The sequence below is a fragment of the Pseudomonas sp. R38(2017) genome, from assembly GCF_002112395.1.
GTDB lineage: Bacteria > Pseudomonadota > Gammaproteobacteria > Pseudomonadales > Pseudomonadaceae > Aquipseudomonas.
Map to the genome: position 1 here is coordinate 351,606 of NZ_NEHN01000005.1, position 17,718 is coordinate 369,323.

Below are 17,718 nucleotides of genomic sequence, written 5' to 3' on the forward strand. Positions count from 1 at the left end.
GCCAGCGCCCGGGCCTGTAAGGAAAAACAAGGACATTGAAATCAAAGGGGACAGATTTATTTATGAAACAAATAAATTCGTCCCCTTTTTTACACTCGACAAAATATGTTCGGCGGATTTTTCATACATCATCAAGCCATCCGTCACTGACTGACGGGAAACAGCAAAGGAAACAGAAAATTAGATGAAATACGGACATAAGCAGGTTTTTCGCTGCCATTTCAATGAAGACTAACCGCCCTCATGCAACTGAAGAACAGGGCATTTGATAAACACAACAAAGGATTGTAAACATCATGCCAGATCACCTCGTTACGTCCGACCAGATGGATTTATTGAGAGTGGGCGAGCGCGTCATAACCGATGTAAAAAACTTATTAATCAACGGAAGCGGAAATCAAACACACTCAAACGTTACGGGACTAAATCATCTCGCAACAGCGTTAAGCTACAACTACGGAAATGCGTTCGGCCCTTTCAGACCCCGAAGGATCATTGCCATAGCACAGCAAACAGGCGGAGGGAACTGCGATCAGACGGGAGCCATTTCATATGCATATTGCCGTGACCTGCTCGACAACCTTCACGAATCCGCCTGGGCTTATGTACCTGGGCATACATTTGCTTTGATTGGTTTAACCGGCACAAACACCGACGAATGGATTGCTGTTGACCCTTGGGTGGAGCACGCAGTACCGACGCTTTACAAACATCATTTCTCTCACGGCAACAACTTACAGTTTTATTCAAAAAAAACTGGAACCGGCAAAAACGCTTACACTTCGACCAAAGTGCTTAACCAGATACAGACTATTATCCAGGCCACGTTACCTGCCCAAATATTTTTAAACTCCACTGTCATCTACAACCAATACAGCCATGGAACACCCTGGAAGAATGGCATTTCGTACAAATACATTGAACAAATAGTACTTGATTAGATGTGGAGAAACAGACGCACCTCACGGCTTTAAATATAAGTGAGACTCCTATGCCCCGTTCCACCGACAACAACACCACCCTCTCCCTCACTGCCGCCTCGCTCTCGGCGCTTTACCCTGAGTCATTTTCCGGGGAGGAAACGCTCAACGTATTGAGCTTGCAAATCATCAACGGCCTCAACGACGGCACCTCCCTCACCCTGACCAGCGCCATCGCCAGCCACGTCACCACCACCCTGCACAACGACGCGCAACTGCGCCCGTTCGACGCCTTGGTCGCCGAGATCCGTCAACTCCCCGCCGACGCCACCGCCGAGCGCTATCAGCTGGTTCTAAGGCCATGGCTCTGGTGGCTGACCCTGGCCAGCAACAACCGCGTGTTCCAGAACCTCGCCACCTCGGACATCGTCACCACGATTTTCAAGGCCCACGGCTTCACCGATTTCAAACTCTCGCTGACCAGCAGCTACACCCCGCGCGAGTACTGCGTGCAGTACGGCGAAACCGACTTCGCCTTCGTCTCCCGCCTGCTGGAAGAGGAAGGCATCTTCTGGTTTTTCACCCACGACGAGGGCAAGCACACGCTGGTGCTGGGCGACAGCAATGACGCCTTCGTGCAGATCCCCAACGGCCCGAAGGTCAAGTATCTGGCTCAGCAAATGGGCGAGCGCGAGTTGCATGGCATCCGCTCGGGTCAAGTGTGCCTGCAAGCTGTGGCCGGGGTGTACAAGGCAACGGATTACGAGTTCACCACGCCGACCACGTCACTCTTCGGCCAGGCCGAGGCGGTTGCCGGGCCGCGTTCCTTCTATGAGCATCCGGGTGGTTACAACGCCAAGGCTCGGGGCGACGCATTGACCAAACAACGGGTCGACGGGCTGCGCAGTGAAGAGAAACGTTTTGTTGGCGAGAGCGACTGCCGCTGGTTGATCCCCGGCCATTGGTTCACTCTCGACGGCCACGAAGACGCGAGTCTGAACATCGATTGGGTCGTCACGCGAGTCACCCACGACGCCAGCCACGAAAGCTATCGCAACCGCTTCGAAGCCATCCCCAAAGCCACGCCGTTTCGCCCGCCCCGCACCACACCGAAACCGCGCATGCATCCACAAACAGCGATTGTCGTGGGCAAGTCCGGCGAAGAAATCTGGACCGACGAGTACGGCCGGATCAAGTTGCAGTTCCCCTGGGATCGCGACGGCAAGAACGATGAAACCAGTTCCTGCTGGGTGCGTGTGGTGTTGCCGTGGAGCGGCAAGGGTTTCGGCATGCAGTTCGTGCCGCGTATCGGCCAGGAAGTCATCGTGACCTTCATCGACGGCGATCCGGACCGGCCGCTGGTCACCGGTTGCGTGTACAACGGCGACAACGCCCTGCCCTACGCCTTGCCGGCGAACCAGACCCAATCGGGGATCAAGACCCAATCGTCCAAGGGTGGCGGCGGTTTCAACGAGCTGCGTTTCGAGGACAAGAAGGATGCCGAAGAGGTGTTCCTGCAGGCGCAGAAAGACTTGAAGATCAACGTGCTCAACGACACCACCGCCACCGTCGGCCACGACGAAACCCTGACGGTGCAGAACGCCCGCACCCGCACGGTCAAGGACGGCGACGAGACCGTCACGCTGGAAAAAGGCAAGCGCAGCGTGACCATCCAGACCGGCAGCGACAGCCTCGATGTGAAGGACAGCCGCACGGTAAAAGTCGGCGCCGACCAGAACCACAGCACCGGCGGCAACTACACCGACAAGGTCACCGGCGACTACAGCCTGACGGTGGATGGCAACCTGACGATCAAGGTCAGCGGCACCCTCACGCTGCAAAGCGGTGGCAGTTTCACGATCAAGAGCGGCGCGGATCTGGCGACTTCGGCCAGCACCTCGATCACCCAGAAGGCCGGGACCGCCATGACCAATCAGGCCGGTACTTCGCTGGACAACAAGGCCGGAACCACGCTGACCAACGACGCCGGCATCAGCCTGACCAACAAGGGCGCGGCCTCACAGACCGTGGACGGCGGCGGCATGCTGACCATCAAGGGCGGGCTGGTACAGGTCAACTGACAAGGAGAAGCCATGGCGATCACACCGCTGGATCTGCAGCAGAACGACAAACACCTCAAGGGGCGATTGCAGGACGGCCAGCTCGACGGCCCGCTGAACATCAAGGAAGACGGTCGCCAACAGGCAGACCTGAATTACAGCCAGGGAGAATTACAGGGCACATCCCTGCTCTACCACCCCAACGGCAGGGTCTCGGCGCAGATGCCGTTCGTGCGCGACAAGCTGCAAGGCGTCGCCAGTTTCTACGCGCCCGAAGGCTGGCTGCAGCGCAAGGCAACCTATCGGCGCGGTTTGTTGCATGGCGAGGCGTTCAACTACTTTCCCGACGGGCAAGTGGCAGAGGCCGAGTTTTATCGCGACGGCGTGCGTGAGGGGCGTTATCAACGCTTTCATCCCAACGGCAAACCGGCGGTGGATGCGCGTTATCTGAATGGGCAGTTGATGGAACCGGAGCAAGGATTTGCCGAGGATGGGCGACCGCTGGATGCCGATGGCAAGCCGATTTCCCGGGTGCGCTGGTGGTTTCGCAAATGGACGGATCCGCAGCAGGCCTGACTCAGGGAATCAACATCTGCATCTGCCCCGGCATCACGATCTTGATCACCCCCGCCCAATTGCACATCAACGTGCTGTTGGCATCGATCGCCGGCATCCCGCCCAGCAGCAGGGTCGGCGCACCGCCGGGAATCCACGGAGAGGCGGTGGCGGGAATGCACGGCATCGGCGTTAACACCCCCAGCGCAGCAGCCGTGGCAGCGGCGACCATCGGGTTGGCCATGCTCATGCACATGCCGAACGTGGTGACGTTGACCAGCGGAATGTGATCCATGATGTTCGCCGCCGGCATCCCGCCGGTCAGCGTGCGGTTGACCGGCAACACGTTGAGCACTGCCGGCGCAGCACCGAAACTGCATTGCAGGGTGGCGCTGGCACAGACTTGCGGGCAGCCCATTTCAAAGCTCCTTCCTGGACACGGCATACCCGCTAAACCTTAGTCGCCAGCGGCCCGCCGCGCACATTCCCAAAGGTGATTATCGTGCAACACGCTAACCTATAAGACCGAACCGCGCTTGTGACCGCCCGAGCGCGCCATTAGATTAGCCAATGATGTCTGGCCTCCAAAATAAGCAGAAGGGATAAGCATGGCGCTTACTGACCAGTCCACCCGTATCCGCTCTGGCGAAGAACTCGATGCCAGCCTGATCGATCCGTACCTCAAGGCGCACATTCCGGGCCTGACCGGCACGCCGCAGATCAGCCAGTTTCCCGGCGGCGCGTCGAACCTGACCTACCTGCTGGAATACCCGGACCAGGAATTCGTCCTGCGCCGTCCGCCGTTCGGCCACAAGGCCAAGTCCGCCCACGACATGGGCCGCGAATTCCGCATCCTCAACCAGTTGCGCGACGGCTTCCCGTATTGCCCGAAAGCCTACGTGCATTGCACCGATGAATCGGTGATCGGCGCCGAGTTCTATGTGATGGAGCGGGTCAAGGGCATCATCCTGCGCTCGGACCTGCCGCCGGAACTGGGCCTGGATGCAGCGAAAACCGAAGCCCTGTGCAAGAGCTTTATCGACCGTTTCGTCGAGCTGCACCGGGTCGATTACAACGCCTGCGGTCTCGGCGATCTGGGCAAGCCTGAAGGCTACGTCGCCCGTCAGATCAAAGGCTGGAGCGAGCGCTACGAAAAAGCCCTGACTCCGGACGCACCGCACTGGGAACAGGTCAAAGCCTGGCTCAACGACAAGATGCCGGCCGACCACCCGACCTCCAGCATCGTCCACAACGACTACCGCTTCGACAACGTCATCCTCGACCCGAACAACCCGATGCAGATCATCGGCGTGCTCGACTGGGAACTGACCACCCTCGGCGATCCATTGATGGACCTGGGCAACACCCTCGCCTACTGGATCCAGGCCGACGACCCGGCACCGGTGCAACTGATGCGCCGCCAGCCGAGCCACGCCCCGGGCATGCTGACCCGCCGCGAATTCGTCGACTACTACGCCGAGCGCTCGGGCATCCAGATCGACAATTTCGACTTCTACTACACCTATGGCCTGTTCCGTCTGGCCGGGATCGTGCAGCAGATCTACTACCGCTTCTTCCATGGCCAGACCCAGGACAAACGCTTCGCGCAGTTCATTCACATGAACAAACTGCTGGAGCAGATGAGCCTGCAGGTCATTGCCAAATCCAGCCTCTGATGACGGCGTTATAACAAGGCTTACTACAAGGGAATCCCATGTCCAAGACTCAGTTGTTCGACCTCGACGGCAAGATCGCTTTCGTCTCCGGCGCCAGCCGTGGCATCGGTGAAGCCATCGCCAAACTGCTGGCCCAGCAAGGTGCCCATGTGATCGTTTCGAGCCGCAAACTCGAAGGCTGCCAACACGTGGCCGACGCCATCATCGCCGCCGGCGGCAAGGCCACAGCGGTCGCCTGCCACATCGGCGAAATGGAGCAGATCAGCCAGGTCTTCGCCGGGATCAAGGAACAGTTCGGGCGCCTGGACATCCTGGTCAACAACGCCGCGACCAACCCGCAATTCTGCAACGTGCTGGACACCGACCTCGGCGCCTTCCAGAAAACCGTCGACGTGAACATTCGCGGCTACTTCTTCATGTCGGTGGAGGCCGGCAAGCTGATGCGTGAGAACGGTGGCGGCAGCATCATCAACGTGGCGTCGATCAACGGCATCTCGCCGGGAATCTTCCAGGGCATCTACTCGGTGACCAAGGCTGCCGTGATCAACATGACCAAAGTCTTCGCCAAGGAATGCGCGCAATTCGGCATTCGCTGCAACGCCCTGCTACCGGGCCTGACCGACACCAAGTTCGCCTCGGCCCTGGTCAAGAACGACGCAATCCTGAAACAGGCCCTGACACAAATCCCGCTCAAGCGCGTGGCCGACCCAAGCGAAATGGCTGGCGCCGTGCTGTACCTGGCGAGCGACGCCTCAAGCTACACCACCGGCGTTTCGCTGAACGTGGACGGCGGCTTCCTGTCCTGATCCGCCGCTGAAGCAAACGAAAAGGCAGCCCAAGGGCTGCCTTTTTCATGCCTCCAGAATCTTCGGCAACTGCCAGCCGAAATGCACCGACAACAAGCGCAATAACAAACACGCCGCCCCTGCCAGCAACGCAGCCGCCACCGGCGAAACGCCCAGTCTGCGCCCGATGATCAACACCGCCGCGCCGACAAATGCCGAACTGGCATACAAATCCGCCTGCAACACCACCGGCACTCGCGCCAGCACAATGTCCCGCAGCACCCCGCCACCGACGCCGGTAATTGTGCCCATCAGCATGGCCACAAACGGCGAAATGCCGAAATTCAACGCCTTCTGCGCCCCGGCCACGGCAAACAGCGCCAGCCCCGCCGCGTCCAGCACGATCAAGGTCGAACCGGACCAGCCCAGCACCTGCTCATGAAAAACAAACGCCACCCCGCCCATGGCAAACGCCAGCGCCGGATAACGCCAGTCAGCCACGGCCTTGGGCGGCGTAGCGCCGATCAACAGATCACGCGTCACCCCGCCACCGAGCGCAACGATGAACGCAATCACCATCACGCCCAGCAGATCGAGTTGAGCGTGCATCGCCGCAATGGCGCCTTCAACGGCAAACACCGCGGTGCCGACCAGATCGGCCACCAGCACAATCCACTCGACCCGCGCCTTCGACGGCGCGTGCGTTATTGAGTGACGCAACGCGTCTTGGTGATGTGTCGGGTTACCTGTCCGTCGGCATACATGTCACCGGCGACCTCGGTATTTTCCATCACCTGACAGGTGCGTTCAGGTGGCGGAGGCGGCGCTGCCGGCGGAGGGGGTGGAGGACTGGCACAACCACTGAGCAGCACCAGACCTAAAGCCGACAACAACGAAAAACACACGCGTTTCCCAGGATTGTTCATAGGATGACCCGCGATAAATGGAAGAAAAACTCCCGTCGCCGAGCGTGCAAATACCCGGTTATGGAAACCGAACCACTCATTCCTTATAGACCAGTGGACTGCAAGTGCCAGTGAAATGGCTCGAACTGGCAGGATTTGCTGTCGATTTTCGGGATGAGTCGACTGATCCATCGCCACCGCCGACAAGCCATCCCCCACAGTTGAACGTCGGATTGAGACGCAGAGCATCCCGGGCTGCATTCCCACGCCGAGCGTGGGAACGATCAACTCGACTTACGCGTTTGCTTTTGCTTCCCACCACTCAACACGATGAGCGTTAGCTCGAGTACCGCTTTTGATCGCAGAGCCCGTCGGCAGGCTGAGTGGAGGGATTGATCCGGGGGTGGGAGCGCAGCGACCGTTTGGCGAAGCCAAACACATCGAGAGGAGGTGCAGCGAAGCAAACCGTAGGCGATGCCCCCCGGATCAATCCCGGAGCGAAGGAACCCGAGCCACAGCGAGGGCCGTACGTCAGGGTAAAGCCTTTTGGGTTACCTTTTCGGCGTTTGGAAAAGGTGACTCGCCGTAAGGGCGAAACCCTAAGAAGCCGTTACCGCAGCAACGGATATTCACATCCCCCCCTGAGCCTGGTCGGCCCAAAGGCCGCCAAGCTCACCCGGACGAGCGCAAAGAATTACTCTCAAGCTCATACCGCAATTCATCAATCAAGGCATCCACCGCTTCCGGCGTGCGCAAGGCATCCAGACTCAACCCACTGATCACCAGATCAACCTGCCCGGAAGCCGGGTGATACAACTTCACCGTAAGCGAATGATCCCCATCCACCACACACTCACAAGCCAACGGCGAAAAACTACGCTCAAGCCGAGCCCGCAACTGCGCCAGATAAATCATTGCGCCAGCTCCACACAACCAGACTCAACAACAAACAACACATTCATAAAGGGCTGATCCATTAGCAGGTTCCAAAAAGGCACGATCACGAAAAAAACGCATCGCACCCCACCAGACTAAGAACAGCCCGCCCGATCAAACACCCGAATTTGCACCCCATGAACTAGTGCATTTGCACCTTACCGCTGCCCCCGGCCGCCCCCCGAAAACAACCCACGCTCCCGCGCCCAGACAATCGCCTCACTGCGACTGTGCACATCGAGCTTCGAATACACCGTCGCCACATGATTGCGCACCGTGTTCGGCGCCAGTTTCAAGCGCGCAGCAATCTCCTTGTCCGCCAACCCCTCACAGATCAACCCCAGCACATCACGCTCGCGAGCCGTCAGGTCGGTAAACGACACACTTGGAAGTTGCGGCGAATTGACCTTCTTCACATTGGCCAGTTTTTCGATCAGCGTACGGCTGAACCACGACGCATCCTTCATCACCTCTTCAATCGCCGCCACCAGTTCGAGCTCGGTACGCTTGCGCTCGGTGATGTCCATCAGCACCAGCAGATAGCACACAGTGTCCTGAATGTTGACGGTGTCAGCGGATACCGCGCACTCCAGCAATTCGGCGTCTTTCCTGCGGATCCGCATATCGACGCGATCGACCCGGCCGCTCTTCTCCAACGCTGCCAGCAACCGGGCGCGTTCCGCCGGTTCATCGATGAAATCCAGTTGCGCGACGGTCTTGCCAAGCACGTCTTCGCTCTCGTAAGCCAGGGTATCGAGAAAGGCCTGATTGACGTCGATCAGCCGCTGCTCGTCGGCGCTGCAAATCAGGATCGGCACCGGGGTCAGGCGAAAGGCCTTGGCGAACCGTTCCTCACTCTGACGCAGGGCGACCTCGGCCTTGTGCCGCAGCTCCATGTCGACGAACGAAAACAGCATGCAGTCCTCGTCGTTGAGCACCAGCGGCTGGCCGGCGACGATCACCTGTTTGCTGCCACCGTCCGGCAAGCGCAACTCAGCCTGCATCTGCGGAATGGTCGCGACATCGCGCAGGCGCTGGATGGCCAGGTCCTTGCGCTCGGCCTGTTCGAGAATATCCAGTTCATAGGTCGAGGCGCCGATCACCTGATCGCGGGTGTAGCCGGTCATCTCCAGAAACCCCGGATTGACCTTGATGTAACGCAGATCGCTGAGGCGGCAGATCACCGCCGGCGCGGGGTTGGCGTTGAAGGTTTTTTCGAAGCGCTGCTCGGCGTTGGCCCAATCGGTGACGTCGCTCATGATCAGCACCAGCGATTCGGTCTCGCCGTCACGATCGGTCAGCACCATGCTGCGCACGCTGTGCACCCAGGTGCGTTCTTCATCACTGTGCGGGGTGACTTCCACCAGCACGTCACTGAAAGTTTCCCCAGCCGCCACGCGACTGATCGGGTACTGCTCCGGCGTCAGCGTGTGGTTGTTGCGATAACGCAGGTTGAAGCGCTCGGCATACTCCCCGGCATTGTTGCCCAACTCGCCGATGCGACTGACGCCATGCATCGCCAGCGCAGCTTCGTTGGCCCAGAGGATGGTCTGGTCGAGTTCCAGCAGAATCACCCCGTCGGACAGACCGGCGATGATCTGTTGCAACTGACGGCGATTGGTTTCGGTGGTCAGGACGTCCCGGCTCATTGGTTCTCCACAAGTACACTCATGTGAAGATTACGACCGCAGGCCGTTGTGATCGTGCCGGTCAATTTTGCCCTTGGTCAGCGCGATGAGTGATCCACCAGTTCCCGCAGCGTATCGAGAAACAGCTTGAGCACCGGCGAGGCATCGTCCGCCCGATAGGTCGCGTACAGCGGCACTTGCGGCAGCGCCGGGGTCAGGCGCCGGAACATCAGTCCGGCCGGCGCCAGTTGTTCGATGGACGCCGGCAACAGCGCCACGCCGAACCCGGCACGGACCAGACTGAGCAAGGTCTGCACCTCGATCACCTGCTGGCGGATCTGCGGGGTGAACCCGGCCTGAATGCAGCACTGATAGAGAAAATTGGCGAACCGCGATTGCTTCAATTCCAGCGCCACAAACGGCTCCTGCGCCAGATCAGCCGGCGCCAGCACCTCGCGTCGGGCCAGCGGGTGATCCTGCGGCATCACCACATGGATTGGCTCATGGATCAGCAGTTCATTGCGTAATTGCGGATCGTCATAACCGACGCGGAACACGCAGGCGTCGATGCGTTTCTCCTTCAACGCCTTGACCTGCGCCGCCGGTGTCATCTCATGCAGACGCCAGGTCACCTGCGGGTAACGCTCGCGAAAAAGGTGCAGCGCTTTGGGCAGTACGCCGACCATCACCGAGCTGATCATGCCGATTTCCAGCTCGCCCAGTTGCCCGCGCCCGGTCTGGCGGGTCAGGTCCAGCGCCCGCTCGAGTTGTTCGAACACCAGCGGCGCCTGCTCCTTGAGCATCTGCCCCGCCGCCGTCAGCTCGACCCGATGATGACTGCGCTCGAACAGCGGCGTGCCAAGTTCTTCCTCCAGCAAGCGGATCTGCTGGCTCAGGGGCGGCTGGCAGATGTGCAGCCGTTCGGCGGCACGGCCGAAGTGCAACTCATCGGCCAGCGCCATGAAGTACCGCAGCAAACGCAGGTCCATGGTGGCTTACCCCAGGTTCAATGGCGTGGAACGCTGACGCACCCCGGTCAGGCTGAACAGCGCATTGGCAATCGCCGGAACCACCGACGGGCTGCCCAGCTCGCCAACGCCGCCCGGTTTGTCCGGCTGACCATCGAGCACGAGGATGTCCACGGGCGGCATGTCGGACATCCGCGTAACGCGATAGTCGTGGAAGTTGCTCTGCACCACCCTGCCCTGCTGGATGTCGAGACGATCGAACAGCGCATGACCGAGGCCCCACATCAATCCGCCGTAAATCTGCTCCTCGACCCCGCCGGGCGACACCGCCAGACCGCAATCGACCACACAGGTCAACTTCTCGACCCGGGCCTTGCCGTCCACCTTCGTGACCCGCGCCACCACGGCGATGAAACTGGTGTAGCCCTGATTGGTGGCGATCCCCAACGCCGTATCCGGCGGCAGTTTCTGGCCCCAACCGGCGCGTTCGGCCGCCTGCTTCAGCACCGCGACATGCCGTGGCCGTTCCTGCATGTTGGCCAGCCTGAACGCCAGCGGATCTTCACCGGCGGCATGGGCCAGTTCATCCATGAAACTTTCCACGGCGAACACGTTGGGAATGAAGCTCACCGAGCGATACCAGCCGCTGGGCACGTTGCTTTCGTGCTTGACCCAGGTCAGGTCCAGGTGCGGCGGACGGTAGGCGAAGTCCCACGCGGTGATGGCCTCGGTGGTGCTGTAATCCATGTGATCCGCGCGCTCGAAATAGCCCGGTTCCCACTGTTCCGGCGATTCTGGCGACACCGCATGCAGTTGCAGCGCCGTGAGTTTACCTTGGGCATCCAGTGCGCCCTTCGCCCGATGAAGCGTGGCCGGGTGATTGAACAGCGCGCGCATTTCGTCTTCGCGGCTGTTGAGCAATTTCACCGGCACGCCGGTCTGCTGCGCCAGATACGCGACTTCGAACAGCCAGTATTTGGCTTCCCGCGCACCGAAGCTGCCGCCGGACACCAGTTCATGAATCGTGACCTTGTCCTTGCCGATGCCGCACACGGTCTGCGCCGCTTCCAGTGCCGACGACGGAACCTGCACGCCGCCCCAATAGGTGATCGCCTTGTCCTTGACCTGCGCGGTGATGCAGATCGGCTCCAGCGGGTTTTGCACCTTGTAAGGCATCGTGTAATCGGCTTCGAGCAACTTCGCCGCGCCCGACCATTGCCCGGCGACATCGCCCTGGGCCATGGCTTTGACGGTTTGCGTTGCCGGATCGCTGATCGCTGCGATCTGTGCTTTGCTCAGCTCGGCGCTGTCGAAACCGGCCAGCGGGGAGTCGCTCCATTTGATCTCCAGCAACTGGCGCCCCTGCTGCGCGGCCCAGAAGGTGTCGGCCAGCACTGCGACGCCTTCGAGGTTGCCGCCGAGCACATCCGGCCGCCCCGGAATCGCGATCACCTTGCGCACGCCCGGCACTTGCAACGTGGCCGCCGAATCCACCGCGACAACCTTCGCGCCCACCACCGGCGCACGCTGAATCACCGCCACCAGCATCCCCGGCAACTGCACGTCGATGCTGTACTTGAAGCGCCCGCAGACCTTGGCCGCCGCGTCGCGTTTGTGGCGCAACTTGCCGATGTATTTGAACTGTGCCGGATCCTTCAGCGTGACGTTGGCCGGTGCCGGCAGATGCGCTGCCGCGCCGGCCAGTTCGCCGTATCCGAGGCTACGTTTGCTCGAGGCATGCACGACCCGGCCTTCTTCGGTGGAGCAGCTCTCGGGGCTGACTTTCCACTGCTGCGCCGCCGCACTGATCAGCAGCGCCCGCGCCGTGGCGCCGGCCGTGCGCAGGCGATCGTATTCCAGCGACACGCTGGTGCTGCCGCCGGTGGAGAAGACTTTCCAGACCGGATGAATATAGGTTTCAAAGAACGGATCTTCCGGGGTGATGACCTGCACGGTCATCGGGTTCACATCCAGTTCCTCGGCCACGCACGCGGCCAAAGCCGTCTGGGTCCCGGTGCCGGAATCGTGCTTGTGCACCACCAGTTTCACCGTGCCGTCGGGCAGCACGCGTACCCAGGCGTTGGGTTCGAATTCGGTGGCCGAGGTTTTCGCTTCAGTCGCTGCACCGGTTGGCAGATACAGCGCAATCGCCAGACCGGACGCCACCGTCACCGTCTGCTTTAGAAATACCCGACGCGACAGTTCGAAACCGGTATTTTCGACGAGGCTCATCACGCCTCCTTCGGCGCATTCGCCGCACGTTTGATCGCCTTGTTGATGCGCCCGTAAGTGCCGCAGCGACAGATATTCCCGGACATGGCGTTGCGGATCGAGTCGTCGTTGACCGGCGCGCCGGTGTTAAGCAGCGCGGCGGCGGACATGATCTGCCCGGATTGACAGTAGCCGCATTGCGGCACATCTTCGGCGACCCAGGCCAGTTGCAGCGGATGATTTTCGTTGGGCGACAAACCCTCGATGGTGGTGATGCTGTGGCCCGCGACGGCGGCCAGCGGCAACTGGCAGGAACGCACCGCGACGCCATTCAGGTGCACGGTGCAGGCACCGCACAGGCCCATGCCGCAGCCGAACTTGGTGCCGGTGAGTTTCAACTGATCACGCAACACCCATAACAAGGGCATGGAGGGGGACGCTTCATCCAGCTCGCGTCGTTCGCCGTTAACCGTGAATGCAATCATTGTCAGGCTCCAAAAGAGCGGCCCGTCTTTGTGCGGGCCTGGTCACCGATTATTGGAAGCCCGGGCAACACGCGGCCAGCGACGATTTCTGCCAACCGGTGTAAGCAGGACTAACAACATGTACAAGCGATACCCGTCGGTGCAGTCCATGAGCGCGTTCATCCACGCGGCGCGCAGCGGCAGCTTTTCCAGCGCAGCGCGCAAGCTCGACCTGACTCACAGCGCAATCAGCCAGCAGATCCGCGCCCTGGAAGAATTCATCGGCCAGCCGTTGTTCGTGCGCGAAGGCGGCGGCAGTAACCTGACCGACGCCGGGCAATTGTTTGCCAGCGTGCTGTCGGATGGTCTGGCGCAGATTGATCGGGCGTTGTCTTCGGTGAAGAACCGCAGCATGGCCCAGCGCCTGACCCTCGACGTCGACAGCGAACTGGCCCAGAGCTGGCTCAATCCGCGCCTGCCGCAGTTGCTCGATGGCTTGCCGGATTACGAAGTGACAATCCTGTCGATGCCGCGCAGTGATCGCAGCACGTTCGAACGGGTGGACCTGTCGCTGCGCTATGGCTACGGCGATTGGGACGATTGCGAGATGACCCAGATCTGCGGGGATCGGGTGTTGGCGGTGGCAGCTCCGGCGCTGCTTGAGCGCCATGGTTTACAGGTGCCGTTGAACCCGGCGCAGATTCTTGAATTACCGCTGCTGGGGTATACGCGGCGGTCGTGGATTCCGTGGCTGGATGCGGCGGGTATGCCCGCGGTGGAGCCTGCTGCTCGCGTCGTATTTGATAACGCGGCGAATCTCATCGCGGCTGCCGAGGCGGGTGTCGGCGCGGGACTGGTACGTGGATTACTGGCCGCCGATGCGTTGCGCAGCGGGCGGCTGGTGGCGTTGAACGAGGCGCAGATTGCGGCGCATTACAACCTTTACGCGGTGTGGCCCCATGGGCAGGCTGAGCGCGTGGCGCCTGTTGTTGAAGTGATCAAGCAGTTGGCCCGGCAAACACAGTCCTGACGCCATCGCTGACAAGCCCATATCGAACAAGTATCACCACCCCACCCAATTAATATTGTACGAACCCTCCCCCGCCTTCCAATACTCGCCTCAAGCAACCACCCACCCGGGCCGGATGCGAACAGGCGAGGGAATGCGCAAGTGCTGCGCATAGAAACGGCCGATTGCCCGGGACGTGGATGCTGTGAGCCGCAAGGCTCCCTTCCCCGCTATCAGGAGATCGACTTCAATGATCATCGATATCAGCTGCTATCCCACGGATCTCGTGGACCTCGCCTGGAGGCATGACGGTGACCCGTTCACCGGCGAGCGTCTGCTGGAGATGATGGATGGCCCGTACATGGTCAACGGCAAGCCTCGCCGCATCGACAAAGCCTTCATCCAGCCACCGCAGGGCAACACCATTTACACCTGGACCGACGGCGAACTGTCGGGCCGCGAATCCATCGACGCCTACATGGCCTACACCCTGAAAATGGTCCAGACCTACCCGGACCGTTTCATCGGCTGCTTCGTCTACAACCCGCGCTGCGGCGTGGAAAACGGCGTCGAGGCGATCGAGCGCTACGTCAAGGAACACGGTTTCAAGATGGTGCAGATGCAGGCCAACATGCATGCCTACCGGCCTGACCGTGCACTCGACTGGGTGCGTCCGGCCTTCGAGAAATGCGCCGAACTGGGCATTCCGGTCAAGTTGCACACCGGCGACGGGCCCTACAGCATCCCCTCGGAATGGGTGCCGATGATCAAGGAATTCCCCAACGTCGATTTCATCATGGCCCACTTCGGCGTGCAGACCGGCGGCGTCTATGTGTTCGAACCGATGCAGTGGGCAATGGAGCTGCCCAACGTCTATTGCGAGTCCGGCTGGTGCCTGCAATCGCGGATTGTCGAGTTCGCCAAAGTCCTTCCGACCCACAAGATCCTGTTCGGCACCGACACCCCGCCGAACGAACCGGGCATGTGGCTGCGCCTGCTCGAAGTGCTCTGCCACGAGCCGCCGCAGGGCCTGAATCTCGACGAGGACACCCTCGAAGACTACCTGGGCAACAACACCGCACGGATGATCGGCCTTCAGCCGTCCCCGCCGCCGCGTTCCGTTTCCGAAGCAGAGGCGCAACTCAAGCGCCCCGTCACCACTCAACTGGCCAGGAGCTGAACCGATGATCATCGACACCCATCTGCACCCCACCAACCTGGTCGACGAGGCCTGGCGTCACACCGGCGAACCGTTCACCGGCGAGCGCATGCTCAAGCTGATGGACGGCCCGTACATGATCAACGGCAAGCCGCGCCGGATCGACATGGGCTTCATCCAGCCGCCACCGGGCAACACCGGGTATCGCGACGGCAACCGCCGTGGCCGTGAGGGCGTGCGTGACTACATGTCCTACGTCGCCGAACTGTGCGTGAAGTACCCGGACCGCTTCATCGGCAATTTCAACTTCAACCCGCGCTGGGGACCGGAAAACGGTGCGGCAGAGCTGGAATTCCACATCAAGGAATACGGCTTCAAGATGCTCAAGCTGCACGCCAACATGCACGGCTATCGCCCGGATCGCGCACTCGACTGGCTGCGTCCGGCGATGAAGGTCTGCGCCAAGTACAACATCGTGGTGCTGATCCACACCGGCGATGGCCCGTACACCATTCCGACGATGTTCTACCCGATCATCCGCGAATTCCCGATGGTCAATTTCATCATCGGTCACTTCGGCATCCAGACCGGTGGCAACTACTCGTTCGAGGCGTTCTGGATGGCGATGGACACGCCGAACGTGTACTGCGAATCCGGCTGGTGCTTCCAGTCGCGGATCGTCGAGTTCGCCAAGGAGCTGCCGCGCAACAAGATCGTGTTCGGCACCGACTCGCCGCCGAACGAACCGGGCATGTGGCTGCGCGAGCTGGAAGTGTTGTGCTCGCCGGCGCCGCAGGGCCTGGGGATCGACGAGGATCACCTTGAGGACTACCTGGGCAACAACATCGCCCGGTTGTGCGGGATCGAACCGACCCCGCCGCCCAAGGACCTGGCCGAGGCGGACATTCGTCTGACCACGACCTACCTCTAAACCCGTACACAGCGACTTTACAGGCGCGAAGATGACCCGGCGTTCGCTCGACCGGCAGGCCAACGGCTTGTCGATCGAACGCCAGCCTCACCCCTGCGCGCCTGCTTTTTACGAGGTGAAACCATGACCCGTTCGACGCTCGGCGACTCTCAGGATTTTCACGTATTCATCGACGCCTATCGCCGCCAGTACCCGGACGATGTGCTGACCATCACCCAACCCCTTTCTGCCGATCAGGACGTCACCGCCCTGGTCGATGCCCTCGCCGCCCAAGGCCGCGACCCGCTGCTGATTTGCGAACACGTCGGCAACCTCGGTGTGCCGGTGGCGACCAATCTGTTCGCATCCCGCCGGCGTATCGCCCGGCTGTTCGGCGTCGGCGCCGCGCAGTTACACGAAACCTTTCAGACCCGCGCCAACCAGCCGATCGCGCCGCGCTACGTCGAAACCGGCCCGGTACTCGACGAGGTGTTCGAAGGTGAAGCGCTGGACCTCGCACTGCTGCCGATGCTCAAGCATTTCGACAGTGATCGCGGCCCGTACATCACCAACGCAATCATCATCGCCGAGGACCCGCTCACCGGCATCGCCAACATGAGCTATCACCGCTCGATGCGCCACGCCCGTCAGGCGTTGGCCACCAGCCTGCACTCACGCGGGCATCTATGGCGGATGTTGCAGACCGCCCGCGAACGCGGCGAAGAACTGCGCGTGGCCATGGTGGTCGGCGCGCACCCGTTGTTCATGCTCGCCGCTGCGGCTCGCTTGCCTTATGGCAGTGACGAACGTGCGGTGGCCGGCGGGCTGTTCGGTGCGCCGCTGGAACTGGTCAAGACCCCGCGCTACGGCATCGGCGTGCCGGCTTACGCCGAGTTCGTACTCGAAGGCGCGATAGACCCGGCGGCCTATGCCGAAGAAGGTCCGTTCGGCGAGTTCAGCGGTTACTCCTCGGATCGCTCGACCAACAACGTGCTGCGCGTCGACACCCTGTTGCGACGCAAGGACGCCTGGCTGGTGGACGTGATGGGCGGGCGCTATGCCGAACACCTGACCCTGGCGCGGCTGCCCCGCGAAGCGGAAATGAGCGAGAAGCTCAAGGCACGCTTTCCCGCCGTCACCGCCGTGCATTACCCGAACTCCGGCACGCATTTTCATTGCTACGTAGCGCTGGACCAGAGCCGCGACGGTGAGGCCCGACAGATCATGCTGGCACTGCTCGGCTGGGATCCGTACCTGAAAACCGTGATCGCGGTGGACAGCGACATCGACCTCACCGACGACAGCCAGGTGCTGTGGGCACTGGCCACGCATTTCCAGCCGCATCTCGACATCTTCACCATCGACGGTTTGCCCGGCAGCCCGCTGGACCCGTCATCCTCGGTCAATGGCACCACCTCGCGGATGGGCCTGGATGCCACGCGCGGCTCTGGGTTTGACGGGATCAAGGCGCAGCTCGATCAGGACGTGCTCGAACGCGCGCGGCAACTGCTCGACGGTCTGCCATCGTGAAC

General features: G+C 61.0%; 16 protein-coding genes. 9 read left to right on the forward strand and 7 right to left on the reverse strand.

Annotated features, from left to right (window positions below):
• Nucleotides 1-296 precede the first annotated feature (296 nt).
• The 3 genes from CAF87_RS14655 to CAF87_RS14665 are packed head-to-tail and all read left to right on the forward strand — an operon-like array spanning nucleotide 297 to nucleotide 3,556.
• Nucleotides 297-941: a hypothetical protein gene (locus CAF87_RS14655; RefSeq protein ID WP_085732033.1), complete on the forward strand. Its 645-nt coding sequence runs from the start codon at nucleotides 297-299 to the stop codon at nucleotides 939-941.
• 50 nt (nucleotides 942-991) lie between these two features.
• Entirely contained in the window at nucleotides 992-3,001 is a 2,010-nt protein-coding gene (tssI, locus tag CAF87_RS14660; RefSeq protein WP_085732034.1) for a type VI secretion system tip protein VgrG, read from the forward strand.
• A gap of 12 nt (nucleotides 3,002-3,013) precedes the next feature.
• Entirely contained in the window at nucleotides 3,014-3,556 is a 543-nt protein-coding gene (locus tag CAF87_RS14665; protein ID WP_085732035.1) for a toxin-antitoxin system YwqK family antitoxin, read from the forward strand.
• 1 nt (nucleotide 3,557) lies between these two features.
• On the opposite strand, the gene CAF87_RS14670 is transcribed toward CAF87_RS14665, so the two are convergent.
• Complete coding sequence (locus CAF87_RS14670) at nucleotides 3,558-3,953, reverse strand: DUF4280 domain-containing protein (protein ID WP_085732036.1); 396 nt, start codon at nucleotides 3,951-3,953, stop codon at nucleotides 3,558-3,560.
• A 190-nt stretch (nucleotides 3,954-4,143) separates the two neighbouring features.
• Here CAF87_RS14670 and CAF87_RS14675 point away from each other — a divergent pair, with 190 nt between their 5' ends.
• A complete protein-coding gene (locus tag CAF87_RS14675; protein WP_085732037.1) occupies nucleotides 4,144-5,211 on the forward strand; it encodes a phosphotransferase family protein in 1,068 nt (355 codons plus the stop codon).
• Between the two features lie 38 nt (nucleotides 5,212-5,249).
• Nucleotides 5,250-6,017, forward strand: a complete 768-nt coding sequence (locus tag CAF87_RS14680) for an SDR family oxidoreductase (RefSeq protein ID WP_085687598.1) — start codon at nucleotides 5,250-5,252, stop codon at nucleotides 6,015-6,017.
• A gap of 45 nt (nucleotides 6,018-6,062) precedes the next feature.
• On the opposite strand, the gene CAF87_RS14685 is transcribed toward CAF87_RS14680, so the two are convergent.
• The 6 genes from CAF87_RS14685 to CAF87_RS14710 all read right to left on the reverse strand — a co-directional run bounded on the left by CAF87_RS14685 (nucleotide 6,063) and on the right by CAF87_RS14710 (nucleotide 13,129).
• A complete protein-coding gene (locus CAF87_RS14685) occupies nucleotides 6,063-6,716 on the reverse strand; it encodes a trimeric intracellular cation channel family protein (RefSeq protein WP_256576015.1) in 654 nt (217 codons plus the stop codon).
• Nucleotides 6,717-7,573: 857 nt separating this feature from the next.
• Nucleotides 7,574-7,816, reverse strand: coding sequence for a DUF1652 domain-containing protein (locus CAF87_RS14690; RefSeq protein ID WP_085687595.1), 243 nt, complete (start codon nucleotides 7,814-7,816; stop codon nucleotides 7,574-7,576).
• 179 nt (nucleotides 7,817-7,995) lie between these two features.
• A complete protein-coding gene (locus CAF87_RS14695; protein ID WP_085732039.1) occupies nucleotides 7,996-9,486 on the reverse strand; it encodes a helix-turn-helix transcriptional regulator in 1,491 nt (496 codons plus the stop codon).
• Between the two features lie 77 nt (nucleotides 9,487-9,563).
• Nucleotides 9,564-10,454 (reverse strand): LysR family transcriptional regulator, encoded by an 891-nt coding sequence (locus CAF87_RS14700; RefSeq protein WP_085732040.1) that lies wholly within the window; start codon nucleotides 10,452-10,454, stop codon nucleotides 9,564-9,566.
• 6 nt (nucleotides 10,455-10,460) lie between these two features.
• Complete coding sequence (locus CAF87_RS14705) at nucleotides 10,461-12,665, reverse strand: molybdopterin cofactor-binding domain-containing protein (protein ID WP_085732041.1); 2,205 nt, start codon at nucleotides 12,663-12,665, stop codon at nucleotides 10,461-10,463.
• Nucleotides 12,665-13,129, reverse strand: coding sequence for a (2Fe-2S)-binding protein (locus CAF87_RS14710; RefSeq protein WP_085732042.1), 465 nt, complete (start codon nucleotides 13,127-13,129; stop codon nucleotides 12,665-12,667). The genes CAF87_RS14705 and CAF87_RS14710 overlap by 1 nt, the downstream gene beginning before the upstream one ends.
• A 118-nt stretch (nucleotides 13,130-13,247) precedes the next feature.
• On the opposite strand from CAF87_RS14710, the gene CAF87_RS14715 reads away from it, so the two are divergent.
• The 4 genes from CAF87_RS14715 (at nucleotide 13,248) to CAF87_RS14730 (ending at nucleotide 17,716) form a co-directional block, all read left to right on the forward strand.
• Nucleotides 13,248-14,138, forward strand: a complete 891-nt coding sequence (locus tag CAF87_RS14715; RefSeq protein WP_085732043.1) for a LysR substrate-binding domain-containing protein — start codon at nucleotides 13,248-13,250, stop codon at nucleotides 14,136-14,138.
• A 229-nt stretch (nucleotides 14,139-14,367) separates the two neighbouring features.
• Nucleotides 14,368-15,297, forward strand: a complete 930-nt coding sequence (locus CAF87_RS14720; protein WP_011334798.1) for an amidohydrolase family protein — start codon at nucleotides 14,368-14,370, stop codon at nucleotides 15,295-15,297.
• Between the two features lie 4 nt (nucleotides 15,298-15,301).
• Nucleotides 15,302-16,207, forward strand: coding sequence for an amidohydrolase family protein (locus tag CAF87_RS14725; RefSeq protein ID WP_007952854.1), 906 nt, complete (start codon nucleotides 15,302-15,304; stop codon nucleotides 16,205-16,207).
• Between the two features lie 123 nt (nucleotides 16,208-16,330).
• Nucleotides 16,331-17,716: a UbiD family decarboxylase gene (locus tag CAF87_RS14730; protein WP_085732044.1), complete on the forward strand. Its 1,386-nt coding sequence runs from the start codon at nucleotides 16,331-16,333 to the stop codon at nucleotides 17,714-17,716.
• Nucleotides 17,717-17,718: the final 2 nt, after the last annotated feature.

Bases quoted from the DNA above. Each gene is read 5' to 3' on its own strand.
- CAF87_RS14655 (WP_085732033.1), top strand. From the start codon at position 297: ATGCCAGATCACCTCGTTACGTCCGACCAGATGGATTTATTGAGAGTG.
- tssI (WP_085732034.1), top strand. From the start codon at position 992: ATGCCCCGTTCCACCGACAACAACACCACCCTCTCCCTCACTGCCGCC.
- CAF87_RS14665 (WP_085732035.1), top strand. From the start codon at position 3,014: ATGGCGATCACACCGCTGGATCTGCAGCAGAACGACAAACACCTCAAG.
- CAF87_RS14670 (WP_085732036.1), bottom strand. From the start codon at position 3,953: ATGGGCTGCCCGCAAGTCTGTGCCAGCGCCACCCTGCAATGCAGTTTC.
- CAF87_RS14675 (WP_085732037.1), top strand. From the start codon at position 4,144: ATGGCGCTTACTGACCAGTCCACCCGTATCCGCTCTGGCGAAGAACTC.
- CAF87_RS14680 (WP_085687598.1), top strand. From the start codon at position 5,250: ATGTCCAAGACTCAGTTGTTCGACCTCGACGGCAAGATCGCTTTCGTC.
- CAF87_RS14690 (WP_085687595.1), bottom strand. From the start codon at position 7,816: ATGATTTATCTGGCGCAGTTGCGGGCTCGGCTTGAGCGTAGTTTTTCG.
- CAF87_RS14695 (WP_085732039.1), bottom strand. From the start codon at position 9,486: ATGAGCCGGGACGTCCTGACCACCGAAACCAATCGCCGTCAGTTGCAA.
- CAF87_RS14700 (WP_085732040.1), bottom strand. From the start codon at position 10,454: ATGGACCTGCGTTTGCTGCGGTACTTCATGGCGCTGGCCGATGAGTTG.
- CAF87_RS14705 (WP_085732041.1), bottom strand. From the start codon at position 12,665: ATGAGCCTCGTCGAAAATACCGGTTTCGAACTGTCGCGTCGGGTATTT.
- CAF87_RS14710 (WP_085732042.1), bottom strand. From the start codon at position 13,129: ATGATTGCATTCACGGTTAACGGCGAACGACGCGAGCTGGATGAAGCG.
- CAF87_RS14715 (WP_085732043.1), top strand. From the start codon at position 13,248: ATGTACAAGCGATACCCGTCGGTGCAGTCCATGAGCGCGTTCATCCAC.
- CAF87_RS14720 (WP_011334798.1), top strand. From the start codon at position 14,368: ATGATCATCGATATCAGCTGCTATCCCACGGATCTCGTGGACCTCGCC.
- CAF87_RS14725 (WP_007952854.1), top strand. From the start codon at position 15,302: ATGATCATCGACACCCATCTGCACCCCACCAACCTGGTCGACGAGGCC.
- CAF87_RS14730 (WP_085732044.1), top strand. From the start codon at position 16,331: ATGACCCGTTCGACGCTCGGCGACTCTCAGGATTTTCACGTATTCATC.